The organism is Pseudomonas rhizosphaerae, from assembly GCF_000761155.1.
GTDB lineage: Bacteria > Pseudomonadota > Gammaproteobacteria > Pseudomonadales > Pseudomonadaceae > Aquipseudomonas > Aquipseudomonas rhizosphaerae.
The window spans coordinates 2,250,616-2,272,444 of sequence record NZ_CP009533.1; the positions used below are offsets into that span (position 1 = coordinate 2,250,616).

Consider the following 21,829-nt stretch of genomic DNA (forward strand, 5'->3'; position numbering starts at 1 on the left):
CGATCCGAGGCCTTTGCTGAGGTCGTCGGTCTTGCGCATCAAGCAGCCGCGTGCCGTTGCGGTCGTGTTGCTGCTGTTCGCGGGTTCTCATTCAAGGCTTTGATCATGTCGTCGAGCAGTACCTTCGCCACCGCGTCGCCGGGTCGGCAAGCGCAGATTTCCACCCGTATTGCCTTCTTCATCGCCGGTTTCGCCATGGCCGCCTGGGCCCCGCTGGTGCCGCTGGCCAAGGCTCGGGCGCAGCTGAGTGAAGGTAGCCTGGGCCTGCTATTGCTGGGCCTGGGTGCCGGCTCGATTCTGGCCATGCCGTTGGCCGGTTACCTGTGCGCACGGTGGGGTTGCCGGCGGGTCATCGTCGGTGCCAGCGTGCTGATCTGCCTGATGCTGCCGCTGCTGGCCAGCGCCTCGACCCTGCCGCTATTGATCGCCGCCGTGCTGTTGTTCGGCGCCGGGATGGGGGCCATCGACTGCGCCATGAACATTCAGGCCGTGCTGGTCGAGAAGGCCAGTGGGCGGCCGATGATGTCCGGTTTCCACGGCTTGTTCAGTGTCGGTGGCATCCTCGGCGCAGGGGGCATGACCGCCTTGCTGGCACTGGGCCTGACACCGACGCTGGCAGCGCTCTGTGTGGTGGCGGTGACCCTTGCCGCCGTCATCAAGGCGGCGCCGAACCTGCTGCCTTACGGCAATGAAAGCGACGGCCCGCTGTTCGCCGTCCCGCGCGGCATCGTGCTGTTTCTCGGCGCGCTGTGCTTCATCGTCTTCCTCACCGAAGGTGCGATGCTCGACTGGAGCGCGGTGTTTCTGGTGTCCGAGCGGGGCATGGAACCGGCGTACGCCGGCCTGGGCTATGCAGCGTTCGCCACCACCATGACCATCGGCCGACTGACCGGCGATGCCATCGTCGCCCGCGTCGGTGGTGCCCGCGTCACGTTGTTCGGTGGGTTGTGCGCAGCGGCCGGGCTGGCCTTGTCGCTCGCCGTTCCGGCATGGCCCGCCGCTCTGCTGGGCTACGCCCTGATCGGCGCCGGTTGCTCGAATATCGTGCCGGTGTTGTTCACCGCCGTCGGGCGCCAGACCACCATGCCGCAGAGCGCCGCCATCCCGGCCATGACCTCGCTGGGGTATGCGGGTATTCTGGTGGGGCCAGCATTCATCGGTTTCGTCGCCCACGGCAGCAGCCTGTCGATCGCGCTGGGCGTGCTGATCGTGCTGCTGCTGTTCGTCGCCGCCAGCGGGCGCTACCTGCGAAACTGAACGGTCCGTGCGGGGGTCTACGCTGTACGCTCACCAGTAGACTTTCCATCGTCACTCGATACGGAGTTCAGCCATGCAATTGCACGGATCCTGTCACTGCGGTGCCGTCACCTTCAGCCTGCACAGCGCGCACCCTTATCCCTATCAGCGTTGCTACTGTTCGATTTGCCGCAAGACCCAGGGTGGCGGTGGCTACGCGATCAACCTCGGTGGCGAGGCTGCGAGCCTCAACGTTCAAGGGCGCAGCCACATTACCGTCTACCATGCGCGCCTTCCTGACGAAGACGGTACGGGCTCGCACCCTAGCAGCGCCGAGCGGCATTTTTGCCATCTGTGCGGCAGCGCGCTGTGGCTGTTCGACCCTGCATGGCCTGAGCTGGTACACCCGTTCGCCAGCGCTATCGACAGCGAACTGCCCGTGCCGCCTGAGCATACCCATCTGTTGCTCGATTCGAAGGCGGGATGGGTGGAGGTCAATGCGGGCAAGAACGACCTGCAGTTCCAGAAGTACCCGGAAGAATCACTCGCCCAATGGCACGAACGGCTTGGCCTGACCCAGGATTGAGCGGCAGTGCTGCCTTGGAAACATGGTGAATTACCTGCGCGGGTCTGCCAGGTCATGGTGCAGCGAACGCCTGAGGCGATTCATCCTCCAACGCCTGAACCCATTGTGATCGAGGACACGCTACCCATGAAGTTGTCCCTACTGGCGACCGTGCTGCTGGGCGCGGCGCTGTCCCATTCGGCACTGGCCTTCGAGGCTACTGTGCAGAAACCGCCGCAGCAGGTCATCAACCTGGCTGCGAACGACACCTCGAACCCCTACAACAGCCCTACACGACGCATCAATCCGAACAGTCGGCAGGGCACCACCGCGCCCAATCCGCAATTACGCCAGCCCACGCCGCGCACCGACAACCCACGGCCGCCGACGCTCGAGAACCGTGGTATCGGTAACGGCGAAAATCTGCGCCGTCCGGTCAATGGTACCCAGCAACCCCGCACCGCCCCTGGCACGCGGTGATCCCACTTTTTCTCGCTGAAGGATAAGCCCTATGTTGCAGAAGACCCTTTTGGCCTCAGCCTGTGCTGGCCTTGCCCTGTATGGAATGGCAGCTTCGGCCGCCACGGTCACCACTTACCAGAGCGAACTGGGCCAGGTGACCGTGACCACCGTGGCCGAAGGCCTCAAATACCCGTGGGGCCTGGCTTTCCTGCCCGACAACAAGGGCATGTTGGTCACCGAGAAACCAGGTGATCTGCGTGTGATCAGCGGCGAGGGCAAGATCTCGTCACCCATCAGCGGTGTGCCGCAAGTGTGGGCGAAGAACCAGGGTGGCCTGCTCGACGTGGTGCTGTCGCCCGATTTCAAGGCTGACCGCATGGTCTACCTGTCGTATGCCGAACAGGGCGAAGATGGCAAGGGTGGTACCGCCGTGGGCCGCGGGCGTTTGTCTGAAGATCTGACCCATCTGGAAAATTTCACCACGATCTTCCGTCAGGAGCCCAAGCTGTCGGTGGGCAACCACTTCGGCTCGCGCCTGGTGTTCGACCGTGACGGCTACCTGTTCATTGCCCTGGGCGAAAACAACCAGCGCTCGACGTCCCAGGACCTGGACAAACTACAGGGCAAGGTGGTGCGAATCTTCCCCGACGGCAAGATACCGAAGGACAACCCGTTCGTAGGCAAGAAAGGCGTGCGCCCGGAAATCTGGTCGTTCGGTCATCGCAACCAGCAGGGCGCCGCCTTGAATCCATGGACGGGGACGCTGTGGACCCATGAGCATGGCGCCAAGGGTGGCGACGAGCTCAATATCATCGAGCGTGGTGCCAATTACGGCTGGCCGCTGTACACCCACGGCATCAACTATTCCGGCGAACCGATTCCCGAAGCCAAAGGCAAAACCGGCCCAGGCATCACCGACCCTTTCCACGTCTGGGAGAAGTCGCCCGCCATCAGCGGCATGGCCTTCTATGACAATGACAAGTTCAAGCGCTGGAACCACAACCTGTTCATTGGTGCGCTGGCTTCCGAAGACCTCATCCGTTTGCAGTTCGAAGGCGACAAGGTGGTACACGAAGAGCGGTTGCTGGGCGAGCGCGGCGAACGTATCCGTGATGTGCGCCAAGGCCCGGATGGCTATTTGTATGTGCTGACCGATGACGACAACGGGGAATTGTTGAAGATCGGCCTGGAATGAGTGGGTACGTTTGATCGATTGAGTGAAACCTCTTGGTCATCTTCGAGTCGATTGGTGGTCAATGGCCATCATGGCTTCGACCATTCCGCGTTCTCAAGAGGTTCAGCATGATCGGTGTCATCATACCTGTGCATAACGAGCAGGCCAGTCTCGACCGGTGCCTGCAGTCGGTCATGCAGGCCGCGGAGCATGGCACCTTGTGCACCGAGCTGGTCCGCATCGTCGTGGTGCTCGATGACTGCAGCGATCATTCGCGGGATATCGCCCAACGCTATCCGGTGCGACTGATCGACATCACTGCCGGCAACCCGTTGGCGGCAAGAGCCGCGGGCGCTGATCATCTGGTTCACGCCGGCGCTCGCTGGTTGGCACTGACCGAGGCAGACGTTCGGGTACCCGATGATTGGCTGGCCGCGCAGTTGGCGTATCAGGTCGACGCGGTTTGCGGGCGGGTGGATGCCGAACCTGGCGCGCGGAAGGGCGTTCCGGGTCAGCGGCGACGCCGTTCCATTGCCCTGGACGAATTGCGGCCTGGTGTCCATGGGGCGAATCTGGGTATCAGCACCGTCGCTTACATGGATGCCGGCGGCCTCAGCGCAGTGACTGGCCAGGACGAGATGCAACTGATTCGTCGGGTAGAGGCCAACGGGCGACGTATCGCCTGGAGTGGTTCGGTGCGCGTCAGACGCTGCGCAGTAGTGGGCAGTGGCTACGGCGAGCCGGCACGACTTCCGGCCCTGAGCAGGGCGAGTGGGTTCTGAAGACATGGTGAAGTTCTGACATGCTAAATGTAATCACGCTGGTACACGGCCGCGAACGGCAGCTGGACAATGTCATCCGTGGGCTGGAGCAGGGCAGTGTGCTGCCGGACGCATTCTGGGTGGTGTTCATGAACCAGCCAGCGCGCAATCTGCACAGCGAGCTGTTTCCTATCCATTGCCGTGTCATCGACGATGGCTCCCATGGCCTGCCGCTGGCCAGGGCGCGCAATGCCGTTCGCCAATGCGAGGGTGAGCAATGGGTGTTCCTGGACGTGGACTGCATCCCCGGTCAGACCTTGCTGGCGGACTACGCCGATGCGCTGCGCAACCGGCCCGAGGCGTTGCACCTGGGCGAAGTGCGCTATCTGCCCAGCACGGCGCAGATGGAAGGTTGGACCCATGCCACGCTGGCGCGCGATGGAGTCGCCCATCCGTTGAGCCAGTACCGTGGCGAACCGGGCTCGGTGCTTGCGCATCATCTGTTCTGGTCACTCAATTTTGCCTGCACCCGTGAGGTGTTCGAGCGCATCGGCGGCTTCGACGAGGGGTATGTGGGCTACGGCGGCGAAGACACCGATTTCGCCTTCAGCGCGCGTCGGCAGGGTGTCGAGCTGAGAACGGCGGCGGCCCTGGCTTTTCATCAATACCATCCCACATGGCGTCCGCCGCTCAACCACTTCGACGCCATCGTGACCAACGCGCAGAGGTTTTATCTCCGCTGGCAGCAGTGGCCCATGGAGGGCTGGCTGACGGAGTTCGCCGAACGGGGGCTGATGAGATGGTCTCGCGACTCGCTGCAGATCCTTCGCCATCCCACCGACGATGAAGTCGATGCCTGCCTGGACCGGGCCGGCTCGGGGTTCTGAGACCTGGACTGATTCGGCAAAGATTACTGGCTTGCTTCGAGTGCGCCGCTGCTACGGGATTTGCGCAGATCAGGGGGCGGCACAGTCGTTGTCGAGCAGGTGGCCGATGCGGCTGATCAGGTCGCCCATGCGGAAGGGCTTGATCACCATGTCCATGCCCTCGGCGAGGAAGGTCTGCAGGTCCAGGGCGTTTTCGGCGTAGCCGGTCATGAACAGCACCGGCAGTTCGGGACGCAAGGCGCGGGCGGCGTCGGCCAGGACGCGGCCGTTCATCTGCGGCAGGCCCACATCGGTCAGCAGCAGTTGGATCGACGCGTCGTTGCGCAAGGTCTCCAGCGCGTCCAGCGCACTGTCCACCTCGGTGCAGCGGTATCCCGCATCGGTCAATGCCTCGACCACGAACATGCGCACCGACGCCATGTCTTCCACGACCAGCAAATGCTCGCCGCTGCCGCGATTCTCCACCTGCACCGACTCGCTGGGCTGCGGCAGCAGCGCCAGGCCAGCCGGCAACATCAGGGTCACCTCGGTGCCATGGCCCAGCAGGCTGCGAATCCTGACATCACCGCCGGACTGTCGAGCGAAGCCATAGATCGTCGACAGGCCCAGCCCCGTGCCTTTGCCGACCGCCTTGGTGGTGAAGAACGGATCGAAGACCTTGTCGATGATGCTGTGGTCGATGCCGGTGCCGTCGTCGCGCACCGAAAGCACCACGTAATCGCCATCGGCCAGGCGTGTGTCACCTTTCGAATAGGCGGCGAAGGTCGACAGGCGAATGTTGCCGCCCTCGGGCAATGCGTCGCGGGCGTTTATCACCAGGTTCAGCACGGCATTCTCGAACTGGATCGGATCGACCATGGCGATCGCCGCGCTGTCGGTCAGGTCCAGGCTCAGGGTGATCCGTTCGCCGATGGTGCGGCGCATCAGATCCTCCAGCGAGTGCACATGCTGGTTGATCGCGATCGGCCGCGTGTCCAGCGGTTGCTGGCGGGCAAAGGCCAGCATGCGATGGGTGAGGGCGGCCGCGTTGGTCGCCGACTGCAACGCAGCGTCGGCGTAACGCGACACGGTCCTGTCGACGCTGGCTGTGGCCCCTGCGGGCTCGACCCGTTTCTTGATCAGCTCCAGCGCCGTAATGATCCCGGTCAGCAGGTTGTTGAAGTCGTGGGCGATACCCCCGGTGAGCTTGCCCAGGGCGTCCATTTTCTGCACCTGCAGCAACTGCGTCTCGGTGCGCGCGCGTTCGGCCACTTCCTGGGCCAGCAATGTCTGGGCGTCGGCCAGCTGGATCTGTTGCTGGCGCTCGCGCAGACGATGCTCCGTCACATCCTCGATGAATACCAGGCTGTGCCCGGGTGCGCGGTACGGCGACACCTGCCACTCGGTCTCACGCAATTGTTCATCGACCCTGATGGAAAGATTGCCGCGCCAGCGCTCGCCCTTGCTCAGGCGCACCTGCAAATCCTCCAGCACGGTTTCCTGCCCAGCTGCCAGATGAGCTTGCAGACTACTCAGGGACACCGGCGTGGGCAGCAGCTGCGAGAAGGCATGGTTGCATTCGATCACCTGCAGCTGCTCGTCGATCACGGCAATGGGCGCGGCGATGTTGGCGAAAATCTCGCGAAAGCGTGCTTCGCTTTCGCGCAAGGCATTCTCCGTATCGCGCACGCGCAACAGCGTACGCAAGGTCGCCAGCAAGACGTCGGCGTCCACTGGGTGGATCAGGTAGGCGTCGGCACCGGCTTCAAGGCCGGTGATGATGTCGCCGGTCTGTATCGACGCCGCCGACACATGGATGATCGGCAGCAACGCCGTGGCGGGTTTGGCGCGCAGCAGGCGGACGATGTCGAAGCCGCTCATGTCCGGCAGGTTGACGTCCAGAATCAACGCGTCCAGCGGTTCGCTGGCGATCAGCGCCAGGCCGTCGCCTCCGGTACCGGCTTCCAGAATGGTGATGCCGTGCTGTTCCAATCGGCGCCGCAAGGCGTAGCGCGTGGCGCTGTTGTCGTCGACGATGAGTACGCGCACTTCAGGCGTCATGGCCAGGCTCCGGCGCAATGGCCAACGGAATGATCACAAAGAATGTCGAACCCACGCCCGGGCTGCTCTGCACGCCCACCGTGCCACCCAGCAGCTCGGCGAAGCGTTTGCACAGCGACAGGCCCAGGCCGGTGCCGCGCAGGCGCTTCTGCACCGGCGAATCGATCTGGGCGAAATCCTCGAACAGGGTGCCATGCAGTTCTGCGGGAATGCCGATACCGGTGTCGGTCACCGCGAAACGGATCTGCGACGGCGACTCGAGGCTGGCCGACACCCGTACCTCGCCTGCAAGGGTGAACTTGAGCGAGTTGGAAATGAAGTTGCGCAGGATCTGCGCCAGCTTCTTGTCATCGGTGTACAGCCTTGGCAGACCGGCAGGCTCTTCGAAAATCAGGTCCACGGCGCTGGCGTTGACGATCGGGCGGAACATGCCGCGCAGCGCCGCGAACAGGTCGAACATGTCGAACCAGGCGGGCGAGATGGTGATCCGTCCGGCTTCGATCTTGGCCAGGTCGAGCAGGTCATCGACCATGTCGCTCAGTTCCTGCGCCGCGTTGGTGATGAAACTCACCTGCTTTTGCTGCTCCGGGGCCAACGGACCGTCCAGTTCATCGGCGAGCAGGCCGGTGATGCTCAGGATCGAGCCCAGCGGGGTGCGGAACTCGTGGCTCATGTAGGACAGGAACCGGCTCTTGAGGTCCGAGGCCTGGCGCAGTTCCTCGGCCTGGCCGTCAAGCTCGCCATACAGCGCCAGCACGCCTTGGTTGGTTTCATCCAGTTCGTCGCGCAGTGCTTGCGCCTCGGCGCGCAACTGAGCGATCAGTGCCGCGCTGGCCTGGGCGTCCAGCTCGAGGGGTTCAGACATGGGCGGGCTCCAGGGCGATGACCAATACGGTGATGTCGTCGCGACCGCGACAGAAGTCGCGGTACAGCACCGACGCAATGAGTGCGGGGTGTAGGTGGACCAGGCCGGGGTAGTCGACCATGTTCCAGCGCGACTGCAGGCCGTCGCTGTACAGAATCAGCAACTGTCCGCTCGCGTCATCGAAGGTGAACGTCTGCACGCGGCGGAACTGGCCACCGACGATCCCCGGATGCGAAGCCAGCCCGCGGCTCTTGCCCGGCGCTATCAGCGAAGCGCCGATGTTGCCGATACCGGCGAAACGCAACTGACCGGAATCGTAATCGAACTGGGCCACGGCCACTGCGCCACCGCGAGTGCCGTTCATGGCCTGATGCATGGCGTCGAGCACGTGTTCGGGCCGTGCGAACGGCGCATCGGCGAAGGCCCGGCAACCGGCGCGCGCAGCTTTTTCGGCTTCTTCGCCATGGCCCAGGCCATCGACCACCAGCGCGCTGATACCCTCGGCGGTAAACGCTACCTGCCAGGCATCGCCGCAGGCCGGGTCGTCGTGCAACGAACGCTGGGTCACGCCCAGGCGCAAGTCGGCTTGGGTGTCGCGCTTGCGGTAGAGCCGTGCCAGCACCACTGAGCCGCGTGCGTCACTGTAGACGTCGAAGACTTCCGATTGCCGCGCCAGGGCGCCCAGGCCGATACCTTGGGTACCGCTGGTGGAATAGCCGTCGGCCAGGCACTCGTGCAGTTCGAAGCCGGTGCCGCGATCCAGCGCCAGCAGTTCCACGCCCGGCGAAGTCGGATGGGGCAGGGCGCGCAGGTGCAACTCGCCATGGCCTGCATGCTTGAGGACATTGCTGGCCAACTCGGTGGCGACCAGCGCCACGCGGCCGCAGTCGGTTTCGTCCAGGCCCTGTGCCTGGGCCATCTGCTGCGCGGCACGCCGGGCTTCGCCTACCTGGCTGGCATCCTGCAGTGCAATCACGCGAGTGATGACACTGTGCAAAGTCAGGTCCATCGGGTGATCGTCACACGAGTGCCTTGGCCAGGTGCGGTGTCCAGCTCGAATTCCTCGACCAGGCGGCGTGCGCCGGTCAGACCCAGCCCCAGCCCGTTGCCCGAGGTCCAGCCGTCGGTCAGCGCCAGCTTGAGGTCGGGGATGCCGGGCCCCTCGTCACGAAACGTGAGGCGCAAGCCCTTGCGCACGCCGTCGTCGAGCACCTGCCAGTCCATGTCGCCACCCCCGCCATAGACCACGGTGTTGCGCGCCAGCTCGCTGACCGCAGTGACCAGCTTGGTCAGGTCGATCAGACGCATGCCGCAGTCCTGGGCCAGCTTGCGCGCGGTCTGGCGGGCCAGCACCACGTCCTGTTCAAGGCGTACCGGTTGGCTGCCGCTGCTCTCGATGTTCATGAGCCATCCACCCGTGCCTGCAGCAGGCGCATGCCACGCTCCACGTTCAATGCAGTGCTGACGCCGGGCAAGTTCATGCCCAGTTCGACCAGAGTGATGGCCACCGCCGGCTGCATGCCGACCAGGACGGTCTGGGCGTCCATGATGCGGGACAAGCCAGAGATGGTGCCGATCATCCGGCCGATGAACGAATCGACCATGTCCAGCGCCGAGATATCGATCAGCACGCCACGTGCGGACGTCTTGCTGATCTTCTCGGCCAGGTCATCCTGCAGCCTGAGCGCGAGCTGATCGTGCATGTCGACCTGAATGGTCACCAGCAGGTAAGGGCCCATCTGCAATATAGGGATGCGTTCCATGGCGTCAGTCTGCCTTGCTGACGGTCAGGTTCAGACGGCGCAAAGCCAAGGCCAGCGCATCCGCGAGGTTGGCTTTGGTCACCACGCCTTGCAGGTCAAGGCCCAGATGGACGATGGTCTGGGCGATCTGCGGTCGCACGCCGCTGATGATGCAGTCGGCGCCCATCAGGCGAATGGCGGTGACCGTCTTGAGCAGATGCTGAGCAACCAGGGTGTCGACCGTTGGCACGCCGGTGATGTCGATGATGGCGATTTCCGAGCCGGTGTCGACGATGCGCTGCAACAGCGACTCCATCACGACTTGAGTGCGCTGTGAGTCCAGCGTGCCGATCATCGGCAATGCCAGTACGCCTTCCCACAGTTTGACCACCGGGGTGGAGAGTTCGAGCAGTTCTTCCTGCTGACGCTTGATGACCATCTCGCGGGACTTCTGGAAGGTGCGAATGGTGTGCATGCCCAGCCCGTCCAGCAGGTCGGAGACCAGCAGCAGTTGCTCGGCAAGCTCGGCAGGCTGGCTGGCGTACGCTGCCTGTAGCACGGCGAACAACGGACGCTTCAAGGCGAAGATGAAGTGTGCAGTCTGGTGCGAGTCGTGACCCAGCAGCGCACGGCTGTGGGACAGCTTCTCCAGTACCTGACGGACGTCGGCCCACTGGCTGCCGGCAATGTTGTGGGTCTGGCAGGTCTCCAGGGCGATGATCAACTGGTTGAGCAGCTCGCTGCTCTGTTGTTGCAGCTCGGCTTCCTTGATGTTGCGCGTCGCACCGCTGGCTTCGAGGCCGGCGAGCCATTGCTCGACGATGGCATTTTGTTGAGATTTGAAAGCGTCAACGGTTTGCGTGTTCAGCGCGGCCATGCAGGAACTCCTGTACAGAGATAGGGCAAGATAGCGTAATGATGGCGATTATCTGCTAAACGCCCTACCTCGTCGATGAGCAATAGCGGGCGCTTATAAAACCGCGCCCGGGGCCAGGGCCGATTGCAGGATCGACTCGGCGGCCAGCGAGGTGATCAGTGGTGCCGGCAGTGGCGGCAGGCCATGGGCCGCCCGCGCCTTGTCGCAGGCCGGACTGTGCTCGCCATGCTCCCACGAGGCATCGAACTCGCGACAGGTGCTGGAGCGCTGAGCGTACATCGAACAGCTCACGCCGGCCTTGCCCACTTCGCCGGCAAGGGCGGTGCAGCGCGCAGGCGAGGCGTCGGTGCCGATCATCGCCACCCGGTTGTGGGTGACCTGGATGACGCGCTCGTCGGGCACTAGCCCGCCTGCAGACTGGCATTCACCCCAATAGAAGGACACACGGAAATACGCGCAGCAGGCGCCGCACTCAAGGCAAGGGTTGGGTTTGCTCATGTTGGCTCGGGAGGGGGGGCAACAGCATTATTGGGGACCGCGACCACGCCGCCATTCTAGGCTTGCGGCGGCGGTTGGGAAGGGGGTCTGCCAGGTATATTTCACGGCGCCAGGCTGCTGGAAAACGCCGCCCGGAGACGGCATGTTCGCGCTGTCATCGCACAACACCCTGATATATGATCGGTTTTCCATTTGCCGCCACGATTGCCCCTCCATGAGCAACGACCTCGTCACCGCCGACATCACCCGCCGCAGGCCGGGCAACCTGGCCCAGAGCCTGGTGGACGATGTCTGCAGGATGATCAGCCAAGGCGTGGTCAGGCCCGGCGACAAGCTGCCCACCGAGCTTGAATTGATGGCCGTGGGTGGGGTGAGTAGGGCCACGGTGCGTGAGGCGCTGTCGCGGCTGCAGGTGTCGGGCATCGTCGAAACCCGCCGCGGGATCGGCACCTTCGTGCTCAACGTTCCCGGCTCCACCGTGTCGCGCCTGGATCCTGCCACCATCGTCACCCTGCAGGACGTGATTGCGATTCTCGATGTGCGTATCAGCTTCGAGATCGAGGCAGCGGGCCTGGCGGCATTGCGCCGCAGCGATGCGCAGTTGGCAAGCATCGAAGAGGCGCTTAAACGCTTCGAGCACGCGTCCGATACCAGCGGCTCCATCGTTTCCGACTTCCAGTTCCACCTGCAGATCGCCCAGGCCTCCAACAACCGCTACTTCGCCGACATCATCACCCACTTCGGCACCAGCATGTTTCCCCGTGCGCGCCTCGACACCGTGGCCATTGCCCGCCTGGATCGGCAGCAGAAGCATGAGCGCCTGGTGCGCGAACATGCCCACATCTTCGAAGCAGTTGCCCGTTGCGACTATGACGCATCCCGTGCGGCCATGCGCATCCACCTGGCCAACAGCCGTGCGCGCGTGGTCAAGGCACACGAGGACTTGTCGATCTGACAAGCCTGCCGTACGTAGTACGATGACTCTGTCCACTTCTGACGACATCTTTGGAAATAATTCACGTCCGAGGTATGGATATCCTCAGCGTTGTACGATAACGTAACTGCAGTACCGGCACAGACCGGTGTCCCCTAATAATTCCAACGTCCAGGGTGCTGCAACCATGATTATCCGCGCGATCTCTCTCCGCTGTTGTCCGACCTCCTTCGTTCCTCAGGCGCACAGTTCACGCACGTGTTGACTGCGTAACACCTGAAAAACCCGGTTACCTACTTTCTACCCGCATAAAAATAACTCGTGGGAGTACCTTCGCATGCCAGCGACGAAGAAGACGCATGTGCGCTATATGATCCTGTTCCTGTTGTTCGTGGTGACCACCCTGAACTACGCGGATCGCGCCACCATTTCCATCGCCGGTGCCAGTCTGCAGAAAGACCTGGGCATCGACGCCGTGACCCTCGGCTATATCTTTTCCGCATTCGGCTGGGCTTACGTCCTGCTGCAGATCCCCGGTGGCTGGCTGCTCGACCGTTTCGGTTCGAAGAAAGTCTATGCCTGGAGCATCTTCCTCTGGTCGTTGTTCACGGTGATGCAGGGGTTCGTCGGTTACCTGCCGATGGCCAACGCGGTGATCGCGCTGTTCATGCTGCGCTTTCTGGTGGGTGCGGCCGAGGCGCCGTCCTTCCCTGGTAACGCGCGCATCGTCGCGGCCTGGTTCCCGACCGCTGAGCGCGGTACTGCGTCGGCGATCTTCAACTCGGCGCAGTACTTCGCCACGGTGCTGTTCGCGCCGCTGATGGGCTGGATCGTCCATTCCTTTGGCTGGGAACATGTGTTCGTGGTCATGGGCGGCCTGGGTATCCTGTTCTCCGGCGTGTGGCTCAAGTACATCCACAACCCCAAGGAACACCCGAGCGTCAGCGCCGAAGAACTGGACTTCATCGAGCAAAACGGCGGGCTGGTCGACATGGACCAGGCCAAGGGCGCCAAGTCCAAGCCAAAATGGGGCTACATTCGTCAACTGCTCACCACCCGCATGATGCTGGGTGTGTACCTGGGCCAGTTCTGCATCAACGGCATCACCTACTTCTTCCTGACCTGGTTTCCGGTGTACCTGGTGCAGGAACGCGGCATGACCATTCTCAAGGCGGGCTTCATCGCCTCACTGCCAGCGATCTGCGGATTCATCGGCGGTGTGCTGGGCGGGGTCATCTCGGACAGCCTGCTGCGTCGTGGCCATTCGCTGACCTTCGCTCGCAAGACCCCGATCGTCTGCGGCTTGATGCTGTCGACCACCATGGTCATCTGCAACTATGTGCAGGCTGAATGGATGGTGGTGGCGTTCATGGCCCTGGCGTTCTTCGGCAAGGGCGTGGGTGCCCTGGGCTGGGCTGTGGTGTCCGACACCTCGCCCAAGCAGATCGCCGGGATCAGCGGTGGCCTGTTCAACATGTTCGGCAACGTGGCGTCCATCACCACACCGATCGTGATCGGCTACATCATCAGCGCCACCGGCTCGTTCAAATACGCGCTGGTCTATGTGGGTGCCAATGCCCTGGTGGCGGTGTTCAGCTACCTGGTGATCGTCGGTCCCATCAAGCGTGTGGTATTGCGCGAAGAGAACGGCGATCCGATCGTCGACGACGCACCGCAGCTGTCCAGCGCTCGTCCCTGAGGCGCTTGCAGCCAACGACAAGACCGCGGCCGGCAAGGCCGGCACGCGGCTCTCGATTCAGCCTGAGTTGATTGGAAGGGCCAAGCCATGCAATTGATCGAACATTCCGATTCTCCCCGCTACGTGCGCCTGCACGCGGCCGATAACGTCGTGGTCGTGGTCAACGATCAGGGCGTGGCCGAAGGCAGTCGCTTTCCCGATGGCCTGACAGTCATCGAAGGCGTGCCGCAAAGTCACAAGGTGGCTACCGTTGACATCGCCGAAGGCGGCACGGTGGTGCGCTATGGGCAGATCATCGGCTACGCGCTGGAACCGATCCGTCAAGGCAGTTGGGTCAAGGAGAGCCAACTGGCGATGCCGTCGGCGCCGCCCCTGGACAGCCTGCCAATGTCCGACGCAGTGCCGCCCGCGCTGCCGCCTCTGGAAGGGTTCACCTTCCAAGGCTACCGCAACGCCGACGGCACCGTGGGTACCCGCAATATCCTGGGGATCACCACCACCGTGCAATGCGTCACCGGGGTGCTGGACCACGCCGTGAAGCGCATTCGTGAGGAGTTGCTGCCCAAGTATCCGAACGTCGACGACGTCGTGGCCCTGACCCATAGCTATGGCTGCGGCGTCGCCATCAACGCGCGCGACGCTTATATTCCGATTCGTACGGTGCGCAATCTGGCGCGCAACCCCAACCTGGGTGGCGAAGCGCTGGTGATCGGCCTGGGTTGCGAGAAATTGCAGGCCGGGCAGGTGATGCACGAGGACGACCCTTCGGTAGACCTCAGCGAGCCGTGGCTGTACCGCCTGCAGGATTCGGGTCACGGTTTCGGTGAAATGGTCGAACAGATCATGGCCCTGGCCGAAACGCGCCTGGCCAAGCTCGACCTGCGTCGTCGCGAAACCGTGCCTGCCAGCGAGCTGATTCTGGGCATGCAGTGCGGTGGCAGCGATGCGTTCTCCGGGATCACGGCCAATCCGGCGTTGGGCTTTGCTTCGGACCTGCTGATCCGGGCCGGTGCCACGGTGATGTTTTCCGAGGTGACTGAGGTTCGCGATGCGATCTACATGCTGACCTCGCGGGCAGAGACCCACGAAGTGGCGACCGAGCTGGTGCGCGAGATGGACTGGTACGACAACTACCTGGAGCGCGGCGCGGCGGACCGTAGTGCCAACACCACGCCGGGCAACAAGAAAGGCGGATTGTCCAACATCGTCGAGAAATCCCTGGGTTCGATCGTCAAATCGGGGAGCAGCGCCATCAACGGCGTACTGGGTCCGGGCGAGCGGGTCAATCGCAAGGGTCTGATCTACTGCGCCACGCCGGCCAGCGACTTCGTTTGTGGCACGCTGCAACTGGCTGCGGGCATGAACCTGCACGTATTCACCACCGGGCGCGGCACGCCCTACGGCCTGGCGATGACGCCGGTGGTCAAGGTGTCCACCCGTACCGAACTAGCCGAGCGCTGGCCAGACCTGATCGATATCGACGCCGGGCGTATCGCCACCGGGCGGGCAACCATAGAGGAGCTGGGCTGGGAGTTGTTCCACTACTATCTGGCGGTGGCCAGCGGTGAGAAGCAGACCTGGGCTGAGCGCTATCGCCTGCACAACGACATCACCCTGTTCAACCCCGCGCCGATCACCTGATCGAGCGCCCCTGATGGCAGGAAAGGGCAGCGGGCAATCCGCTGCCGCGGGTGGCTGTCGTGCGGGTGAACAAAAGAAGCGTCAAAAAAGGGAATCAAATAGCTACCTCCAGTGTCGAAGTGCCACTAAACTGTCATTCACCGTTTCGGTACCTACACTAGAGGTTTTCGCATGAAGCTCAGTCCGTTTGCGGGCAAACCTGCACCAGCCCAATTGCTGATCGACATCCCGCGTCTGGTCACGGCTTATTACACCGGCCAGCCGGATGCGAGCGAGCCCACCCAGCGTGTGGCTTTCGGCACCTCGGGGCACCGTGGCAGCTCGTTCGACCTGAGCTTCAACGAGGGCCATGTGCTGGCTATCAGCCAGGCGATCTGCTTGTACCGCGCGAGCAAGGGCATCGACGGCCCGCTGTTCGTCGGTATCGATACCCATGCGCTGTCGACGCCAGCCGGTGCCAGCGCCCTGGAAGTCTTCGCGGCCAATGGCGTGCAGGTGATGCTGTCCAAGGACGACGAATACACCCCAACGCCGGCCGTGTCCCACGCGATCATCTGCCACAACCGCGGGCGTAGCAGCGGCCTGGCCGACGGCGTGGTCATCACCCCGTCGCATAACCCGCCGCAGAGCGGTGGCTTCAAGTACAACCCACCCAATGGCGGGCCCGCCGACGGCGACGTCACCAAGTGGATCGAATCCAAGGCCAATGAATTGCTTGCCGACGGCCTGCGCGATGTGAAGCGCATGCCCCATGAGCAGGCGCTGAAGGCTGCGACCACACACCGTCACGACTACATCCATCATTACGTGGCCGACCTGGTCAACGTGATCGACTTCGACGTGATTCGCAAAGCCGGCCTGCGCCTGGGCGTGGATCCGCTGGGCGGGGCAGGTGTGCGCTACTGGTCGGCGATTGCCGAGCACTATCAGTTGGATCTCGAGGTGGTGAACACCGAAGTCGATTCCACGTTCCGCTTCATGTGCGTCGATTGGGATGGACAGATTCGTATGGATCCGTCGTCCAGCCATGCCATGCAGGGGCTGATCGGCCTGAAGGATCGCTTCGATGTAGCTTTCGCTTGCGACCCCGACCACGACCGTCATGGCATCGTTACCCCTACAGGCGGGTTGCTGGCGCCGAACAACTACCTGGCGGTGGCCATCGACTACCTGTTCCAGAACCGTCCGCAGTGGCGCGCCGATGCCGCCGTGGGCAAGACCGTGGTCAGCAGCGGCTTGATCGACCGCGTGACGGCACGCCTGGGACGTCGTCTGCACGAAGTGCCGGTAGGTTTCAAGTATTTCGCCGATGGGCTGTTCGATGGCTCGCTGGGTTTTGGCGGCGAAGAGAGCGCTGGGGCGTCGTTCCTGCGCAAGGATGGCACTGTGTGGACCACCGACAAGGATGGTCTGATTCCAGCACTGCTGGCCGCCGAGATGACAGCCCGCACGGGTCGCGATCCGAGCCAGGCGTATGAGGCCCTCACCCAGAGCCTGGGCGAGCCGTTCTCCACGCGTGTAGAGGCCAAGGCCAACCCGCAGCAGAAGGCGGCCCTGAGCAAGCTGTCGCCCGAGCAGGTCAAGTCGACCGAGCTGGCCGGCGAGCCGATCGAGCAGATTCTCAGCCATGCGCCGGGTAACGGCCAAGCCATCGGTGGCTTGAAAGTCATCACCGCCAACGGTTGGTTCGCGGCGCGCCCATCGGGCACCGAGGACATCTACAAGATCTACGCCGAAAGCTTCATCGACGAAGCCCACCTGCAACGCCTCGTGGCCGAAGCCCAGGTGTTGGTGGATTCGGCGATCGGTTGACCCCACGTGACGGCCCGCGTAGCAGCGGCGCAAGCCGCGTCGGCGGTGGTTGCGGTGTGTCTGATGCACTGCGGTGCTGCTGGACGCGGCTTGCGCCGCTGCTACGGGGAGCGGGGTATGTGTACCAGCGGCGCAAGCCGCGTCATGGGCGCTGCGATAGCAGGGGTGAGGCGCTGACGGGATCTTTGGTATATTGCGGTCCTCGCGACGTGCCCAGGAGCTTTTGTGTCATCGCAACCTACCGATAAAGACCGTCAGGCCCAGGGCTTGATCGCCCGGGGCTGGCGTTGGCTGCGCTCGCAGCAGCGCGAAGCCTGGTTTCACACCTCACTGGTTGACGCGCCAACGACCACCCCGTCCGCTGACCTCGCCAAATCCCAGGAAAGCCGTCCGCGACAAAAGCCCAAAAAACCCGTTGCACTTCAGGCACCTCAGCCGTTGCTGTTCGCACCCTGGCAACTGGAGCTGACGCCTGCGCTGAAAAAAACCATCAAGGCCGACGTTGCTGCACGCTTGCCCGAGCATGCCCAGCCTAGCGCTGCACAGTGGAAGATGATTTTCAGCACTACACCGGCCACGTGCGTAGTTGCCGGCGCAGGTGCGGGAAAATCCACTTCGTTGGTATTGCGCGTTCTGGTGCTACATCACTACCTGCGCTACGAGCTGGACAGCCTGAGCGTAGTGACGTTCACGCGAGAATCACGTCGAGACTTTATCAAGAAGCTTTGCCAAATTTTTGATAAATGGGAAATATCCTACGTATTCGAGAAACTACGTGAGGTTGTCCGGACCTATCATTCGTTAGCACTTCCCCTGATTCATGCATTGCCCGGCCTGGCCGACGTGCGTGCGTTCGAGAACCTAGGCGCCGCCGGGTCAGGCACTGACGACGCCAATCCGTTCCAACTCCGTCTCAATGACACTCAGCGTCAACTGATGAACGAGTGCTATCGCAGCCTCATGGGCAACGATCCAGTCTTCGCGGGTCACATTGCCAGCCTGCGCCGAGGCGCCGCGCAACTGCGCAAGTTGGACCCACAGGATCCTGACGTTCAGAAGCGCTTGAAAGCGCTGAGCCTGGCCAGTGCCCGCGACGCAGAACTGTGTGACCTGATCGAAGAGTATTGGCAGGTAGCAGGATCTTGGCCTATAAAAGGGATTAAGATAGATCGGCAAGCTATTGATATAAAAGGATTTAAATTTACGACGCACGGGTATATCGCCAAGCTGAACACGTGGGTCGTGCTGGGGTTCGACGCCGCGACCGACGCGCAGTTGACCCGGCCCACAGCCAAGATACCCGTGTGGGGTGAATGGGCGGTCAAGCGCACCCTGTTTCAAGCTTTCTGCGATAAACCATTGATATGGCTCGATAACCCATCTGATGCCAAGAAAGTTCTGAGCGCATTGAACAGCAAGGCCCTTTCCGGCCCTGGGTTCGAATATCAGCTGCCGGGCGAACTCGCTCCGGCTCCCTTGCTCGATTGTTTCGTGGCTGCAGCAACCTTCATCGAGAACCTGGGATTGCAGGTGCCCGATGCCATCGATCGCATGACCTGGGACGCAGAAGATCCAGAGGCCGGCTTCTTCGCGGCGCTGCGGACCTACTGGCCAGCGTTCGAAGCGCATCTGCAACAGCAGAAGCCACCGGTGATGCTGTTCAACCGCATGTTCGCGCTGCTGGGCGAAGGCGCAGATTCGCGGGTTGGCGAGCTGCCCGATGATGCACTGCGTCCCATGTCCCACCTGTTGGTCGATGAGTTCCAGGACATTTCCGCGCAAATCGTTGGCTGGCTGCGGGCATGCCTGACGGAAATACTGCGCCGTGGCCCGGCGCTGGCTACTGATCGCAAGGCGCAAAACAGCTCGCTGATGTGTGTTGGCGATGACTGGCAGTCCATTTATGGCTGGCGCGGCAGCACGCCCAGCTATTTCATGCAGTTCAATCGAACGTTCGGTGCGCACAAGCACACCCGCGTCCTGCTGATCGACAACTACCGCAGCCATCAAGCGATCATCGATGCCGCCGAACACATCGTTGCATCGGCCCCCGCCATACCGGGCAAGAAGGCCCAGGCGCGCACGGCGTTCACCCGCGAGCCGGTGCCGGTCACCGTGCTGAGTCGGGATCTCGCCGACCTGGCGCGGCGCGCTGCCGAGCATCATGCGGCCGGGGATTCGATCCTCGTGCTCTATCGTCGCAACAGCGACCGTCAGGCGCTGGCCGAGCATATCCAGGGGTTGATCCAGATCGACCAGGCATTGCCGCTGGAGCAGCGCCGCTTGCGCCAACTTACCTTCCACAGTGCCAAAGGGTTGCAGGCCGACGCGGTGTTTTTGCTGGGCGACTGCCAGTACGCCAGTCGCTCGCCCTACAAGAATCAGGTCTATGCCCTGGCAGGGCTGGCGCAAGCGGGACAGGCCGACGGTTACGACAGTGCCCAGCACGAAGAAGCGCTGCGCCTGGCCTATGTGGGTATCACCCGTGCCATCCACAGCTGCTACTGGTACGTGGAAAGCGCCACCAAGCCAGGCGCTCGCGCCTCGGATCGCATCGAAGCCAGCCTGCCGTGCTTCAGCGACCTGCGGGTCAAGCCCAGGCGCTGACTCAAGCCTGGGACATTTCCCGGACCTTGGCCGTGAGCACGTCGAAGGCAAACGGCTTGGTGATCATCTGCATGCCGTCATCCAGGAAGCCGGCGCGCACTTCGGCATGCTGGGCATAGCCGGTGATGAACAGCACCTTGAGGCCGGGCCGCAGGTTGCGCGCCACTTCGGCCAGTTGCCGGCCATTCATGCCCGGCAAGCCCACATCGCTGATCAACAGGTCGATGCGCTGCGCAGACTTGAGGATCGGCTGCGCTTCGCTGGCGTCGGCAGCTTCCAGATAGCGGTAGCCCAATTCGCGCAGGACCTCGCACACCAGTGTGCGCACTGCCTGGTCGTCTTCGACGATCAGTACCGTTTCACCGTTGCTGGCCATGGGTGACTCGATTACCGGTACCAGACTGGGCGGCAACTGCGAGGCGTAACAACGCGGCAAGTACAAGGATACCGTGGTGCCTTCGCCAGGCGTGCTGTGGATGGCCACGTGGCCACGCGATTGCTTGCTGAAGCCGTAGATCATCGACAGGCCCAGGCCGGTGCCCTGGCCGATGGGTTTGGTGGTGAAAAACGGATCGAAGGCGCGATCGACCACGGCCGGGTCCATGCCCATTCCGGTATCGCTGACGCTGAGCATGATGTAGTCGCCAGGCTCCAGGTTCTGCTGCGCACTGGTGAAGCGTTCATCCAGATGCCGATTGGCTGTCTCTACGGTCACCTCGCCAGCGCCGGGCATGGCGTCGCGGGCATTGATCACCAGGTTGAGCAGGGCGCTTTCCAGTTGATGAGGGTCGGCCTCGGCAATCCACAGGTTCGGCTCCAGGCGCATGTGCAAGCTGATGCTTTCGTTCAGGCTGCGGTGCAGCAGCTCTTCCATGGAGTGAACCAGTTCATTCACCTGAACCGGTTTGGAGTCCAAGGACTGACGGCGGGAGAATGCCAGCAAGCGGTGGGTGAGGGAGGCGGCGCGGTTGGCCGAACTGATGCCCATGTCGATCAATTTCGGCAGATCGTCGAACTGGCCGCGGTGCATGCGCCGGCGCATCAGTTCCAGACTGCCGATGATGCCGGTGAGCATGTTGTTGAAGTCGTGGGCAATGCCTCCCGTCAACTGGCCCACGGCTTCCATTTTCTGCGCCTGGCGCAGGGCCTCTTCATTGACCCTGACTTGTGCAGTGCGTTCTTCGACCTGTTGTTCGAGGTTGCCGTTGAGCTCGCGCAACTGCTGCTCGGCGGCTTTTTGCTCGGTGATGTCGGTGGTAACCCCGACCAACCCCTGGATCAAGCCCTTCGCGTCAGGAATCGCCCTGGCCCGCACGTCGACCCAATGCACTGAACCATCGGGCCAGCGATTACGAAACTGCAGAGCGAAATCGGCACCCAGTTGCAGGCTGTTGATCAGCGCTTCTTGCATCATTGCCTGATCGCCGGGGTGAACGCACAGGAGCCAGTCGGAGTAGTCGAAATGGGCATCGGCCTCGATGCCGTAATGGGCGCGGGTTCGGTTCGAGCAGTTCAACTGCAGCGGGCTGCGGGTCAACTCCCACGCGCCCAGGCGCCCGGCGCTCATGGCATGCTGCAAGCGTTGCTCGTTCTCGCCGAGGTCAAGCAGGCGGTCACGGGCTTCGTACTGCCGGCGGCGCCCACGGATGGCGGTCTTGGCCAGGCTCACCAGCGTCATTGGGTGAAAAGGACGCTCCACGAAGGTGACGTTGCCCAGGCGCGCAGCCAACAGCATGGATTGCGCCTGATCGGCCGCGCGCTGATGGGTCATCAGGACGATCGGCAGGTCGGACCAGGCCGGTTGCTGGCTCAGGTACACCAGCAGCGGCTGCATCTTGGGTTCGGAGAGCGCTTCGTTGGCGACGATGCACATGCCCGCGCCTTCACGCTGCAGATGGGCGCAAAGCTCGTCGACGTCGCCCACGGCAATGCCCTGGATACCGGCCTGCCCAAGGATCTGCAAGGCGACCTGACTGTCGCGGCCCAGAGGCGCAAGGACCAGCACACGCTCCGATGTAGGAATCGTCAT

Annotated in this window: 19 protein-coding genes; 11 read left to right on the forward strand and 8 right to left on the reverse strand. The window is 62.8% G+C overall.

Features of this window, described 5'->3' with window-relative positions; genetic code table 11:
* Positions 1 to 105: 105 nt before the first annotated feature.
* The 6 genes from LT40_RS10060 (at position 106) to LT40_RS10085 (ending at position 5,085) form a co-directional block, all read left to right on the forward strand.
* On the forward strand, positions 106 to 1,257 hold the full coding sequence (locus tag LT40_RS10060; RefSeq protein WP_043189545.1) for an MFS transporter: 1,152 nt from the start codon (positions 106 to 108) through the stop codon (positions 1,255 to 1,257).
* Between the two features lie 73 nt (positions 1,258 to 1,330).
* Positions 1,331 to 1,822, forward strand: coding sequence for a GFA family protein (locus LT40_RS10065; protein ID WP_043189546.1), 492 nt, complete (start codon positions 1,331 to 1,333; stop codon positions 1,820 to 1,822).
* Positions 1,823 to 1,948: 126 nt separating this feature from the next.
* Complete coding sequence (locus LT40_RS10070) at positions 1,949 to 2,281, forward strand: hypothetical protein (RefSeq protein WP_237749301.1); 333 nt, start codon at positions 1,949 to 1,951, stop codon at positions 2,279 to 2,281.
* A gap of 31 nt (positions 2,282 to 2,312) precedes the next feature.
* Entirely contained in the window at positions 2,313 to 3,458 is a 1,146-nt protein-coding gene (locus tag LT40_RS10075) for a PQQ-dependent sugar dehydrogenase (RefSeq protein WP_043189548.1), read from the forward strand.
* Positions 3,459 to 3,565: 107 nt separating this feature from the next.
* The gene (locus LT40_RS10080) at positions 3,566 to 4,219 is read left to right on the forward strand and encodes a glycosyltransferase family 2 protein (protein ID WP_043189552.1); all 654 of its coding nucleotides are present in this window, start codon (positions 3,566 to 3,568) and stop codon (positions 4,217 to 4,219) included.
* 20 nt (positions 4,220 to 4,239) lie between these two features.
* Positions 4,240 to 5,085: a glycosyltransferase family 2 protein gene (locus LT40_RS10085; protein ID WP_043189554.1), complete on the forward strand. Its 846-nt coding sequence runs from the start codon at positions 4,240 to 4,242 to the stop codon at positions 5,083 to 5,085.
* Positions 5,086 to 5,154: 69 nt separating this feature from the next.
* Here the strand turns inward: LT40_RS10085 and LT40_RS10090 are convergent, their stop codons facing one another.
* From LT40_RS10090 to LT40_RS10120, 7 genes are all read right to left on the reverse strand, one after another.
* Positions 5,155 to 7,125, reverse strand: coding sequence for a response regulator (locus tag LT40_RS10090; protein ID WP_043189556.1), 1,971 nt, complete (start codon positions 7,123 to 7,125; stop codon positions 5,155 to 5,157).
* Positions 7,115 to 7,990, reverse strand: a complete 876-nt coding sequence (locus LT40_RS10095; RefSeq protein ID WP_043189559.1) for a sensor histidine kinase — start codon at positions 7,988 to 7,990, stop codon at positions 7,115 to 7,117. Before LT40_RS10095 ends, LT40_RS10090 begins: the two co-directional genes overlap by 11 nt.
* On the reverse strand, positions 7,983 to 8,993 hold the full coding sequence (locus LT40_RS10100; protein ID WP_420329688.1) for an ATP-binding protein: 1,011 nt from the start codon (positions 8,991 to 8,993) through the stop codon (positions 7,983 to 7,985). Before LT40_RS10100 ends, LT40_RS10095 begins: the two co-directional genes overlap by 8 nt.
* Positions 8,990 to 9,394: an anti-sigma regulatory factor gene (locus tag LT40_RS10105; RefSeq protein ID WP_043189566.1), complete on the reverse strand. Its 405-nt coding sequence runs from the start codon at positions 9,392 to 9,394 to the stop codon at positions 8,990 to 8,992. Before LT40_RS10105 ends, LT40_RS10100 begins: the two co-directional genes overlap by 4 nt.
* Entirely contained in the window at positions 9,391 to 9,753 is a 363-nt protein-coding gene (locus LT40_RS10110; protein WP_043189568.1) for an STAS domain-containing protein, read from the reverse strand. The genes LT40_RS10105 and LT40_RS10110 overlap by 4 nt, the downstream gene beginning before the upstream one ends.
* A gap of 4 nt (positions 9,754 to 9,757) precedes the next feature.
* Positions 9,758 to 10,609: an STAS domain-containing protein gene (locus tag LT40_RS10115; RefSeq protein WP_043189570.1), complete on the reverse strand. Its 852-nt coding sequence runs from the start codon at positions 10,607 to 10,609 to the stop codon at positions 9,758 to 9,760.
* 93 nt (positions 10,610 to 10,702) lie between these two features.
* Positions 10,703 to 11,107 carry a YkgJ family cysteine cluster protein gene (locus tag LT40_RS10120; RefSeq protein WP_052393380.1) on the reverse strand — a complete coding sequence of 135 codons (405 nt, stop codon included), beginning with the start codon at positions 11,105 to 11,107 and terminating at the stop codon, positions 10,703 to 10,705.
* A 214-nt stretch (positions 11,108 to 11,321) separates the two neighbouring features.
* On the opposite strand from LT40_RS10120, the gene LT40_RS10125 reads away from it, so the two are divergent.
* The 5 genes from LT40_RS10125 to LT40_RS10145 all read left to right on the forward strand — a co-directional run bounded on the left by LT40_RS10125 (position 11,322) and on the right by LT40_RS10145 (position 19,800).
* On the forward strand, positions 11,322 to 12,062 hold the full coding sequence (locus LT40_RS10125) for a FadR/GntR family transcriptional regulator (protein ID WP_043193559.1): 741 nt from the start codon (positions 11,322 to 11,324) through the stop codon (positions 12,060 to 12,062).
* 316 nt (positions 12,063 to 12,378) lie between these two features.
* Positions 12,379 to 13,740 carry an MFS transporter gene (locus tag LT40_RS10130; protein ID WP_043189572.1) on the forward strand — a complete coding sequence of 454 codons (1,362 nt, stop codon included), beginning with the start codon at positions 12,379 to 12,381 and terminating at the stop codon, positions 13,738 to 13,740.
* An 87-nt stretch (positions 13,741 to 13,827) separates the two neighbouring features.
* Positions 13,828 to 15,381, forward strand: coding sequence for a galactarate dehydratase (gene garD, locus LT40_RS10135; protein ID WP_043189576.1), 1,554 nt, complete (start codon positions 13,828 to 13,830; stop codon positions 15,379 to 15,381).
* Positions 15,382 to 15,552: 171 nt separating this feature from the next.
* Positions 15,553 to 17,193, forward strand: a complete 1,641-nt coding sequence (gene pgm, locus LT40_RS10140; RefSeq protein WP_043189579.1) for a phosphoglucomutase (alpha-D-glucose-1,6-bisphosphate-dependent) — start codon at positions 15,553 to 15,555, stop codon at positions 17,191 to 17,193.
* A 225-nt stretch (positions 17,194 to 17,418) separates the two neighbouring features.
* Positions 17,419 to 19,800: a UvrD-helicase domain-containing protein gene (locus LT40_RS10145; RefSeq protein ID WP_052393381.1), complete on the forward strand. Its 2,382-nt coding sequence runs from the start codon at positions 17,419 to 17,421 to the stop codon at positions 19,798 to 19,800.
* 1 nt (position 19,801) lies between these two features.
* Here the strand turns inward: LT40_RS10145 and LT40_RS10150 are convergent, their stop codons facing one another.
* Complete coding sequence (locus tag LT40_RS10150) at positions 19,802 to 21,829, reverse strand: hybrid sensor histidine kinase/response regulator (RefSeq protein WP_043189582.1); 2,028 nt, start codon at positions 21,827 to 21,829, stop codon at positions 19,802 to 19,804.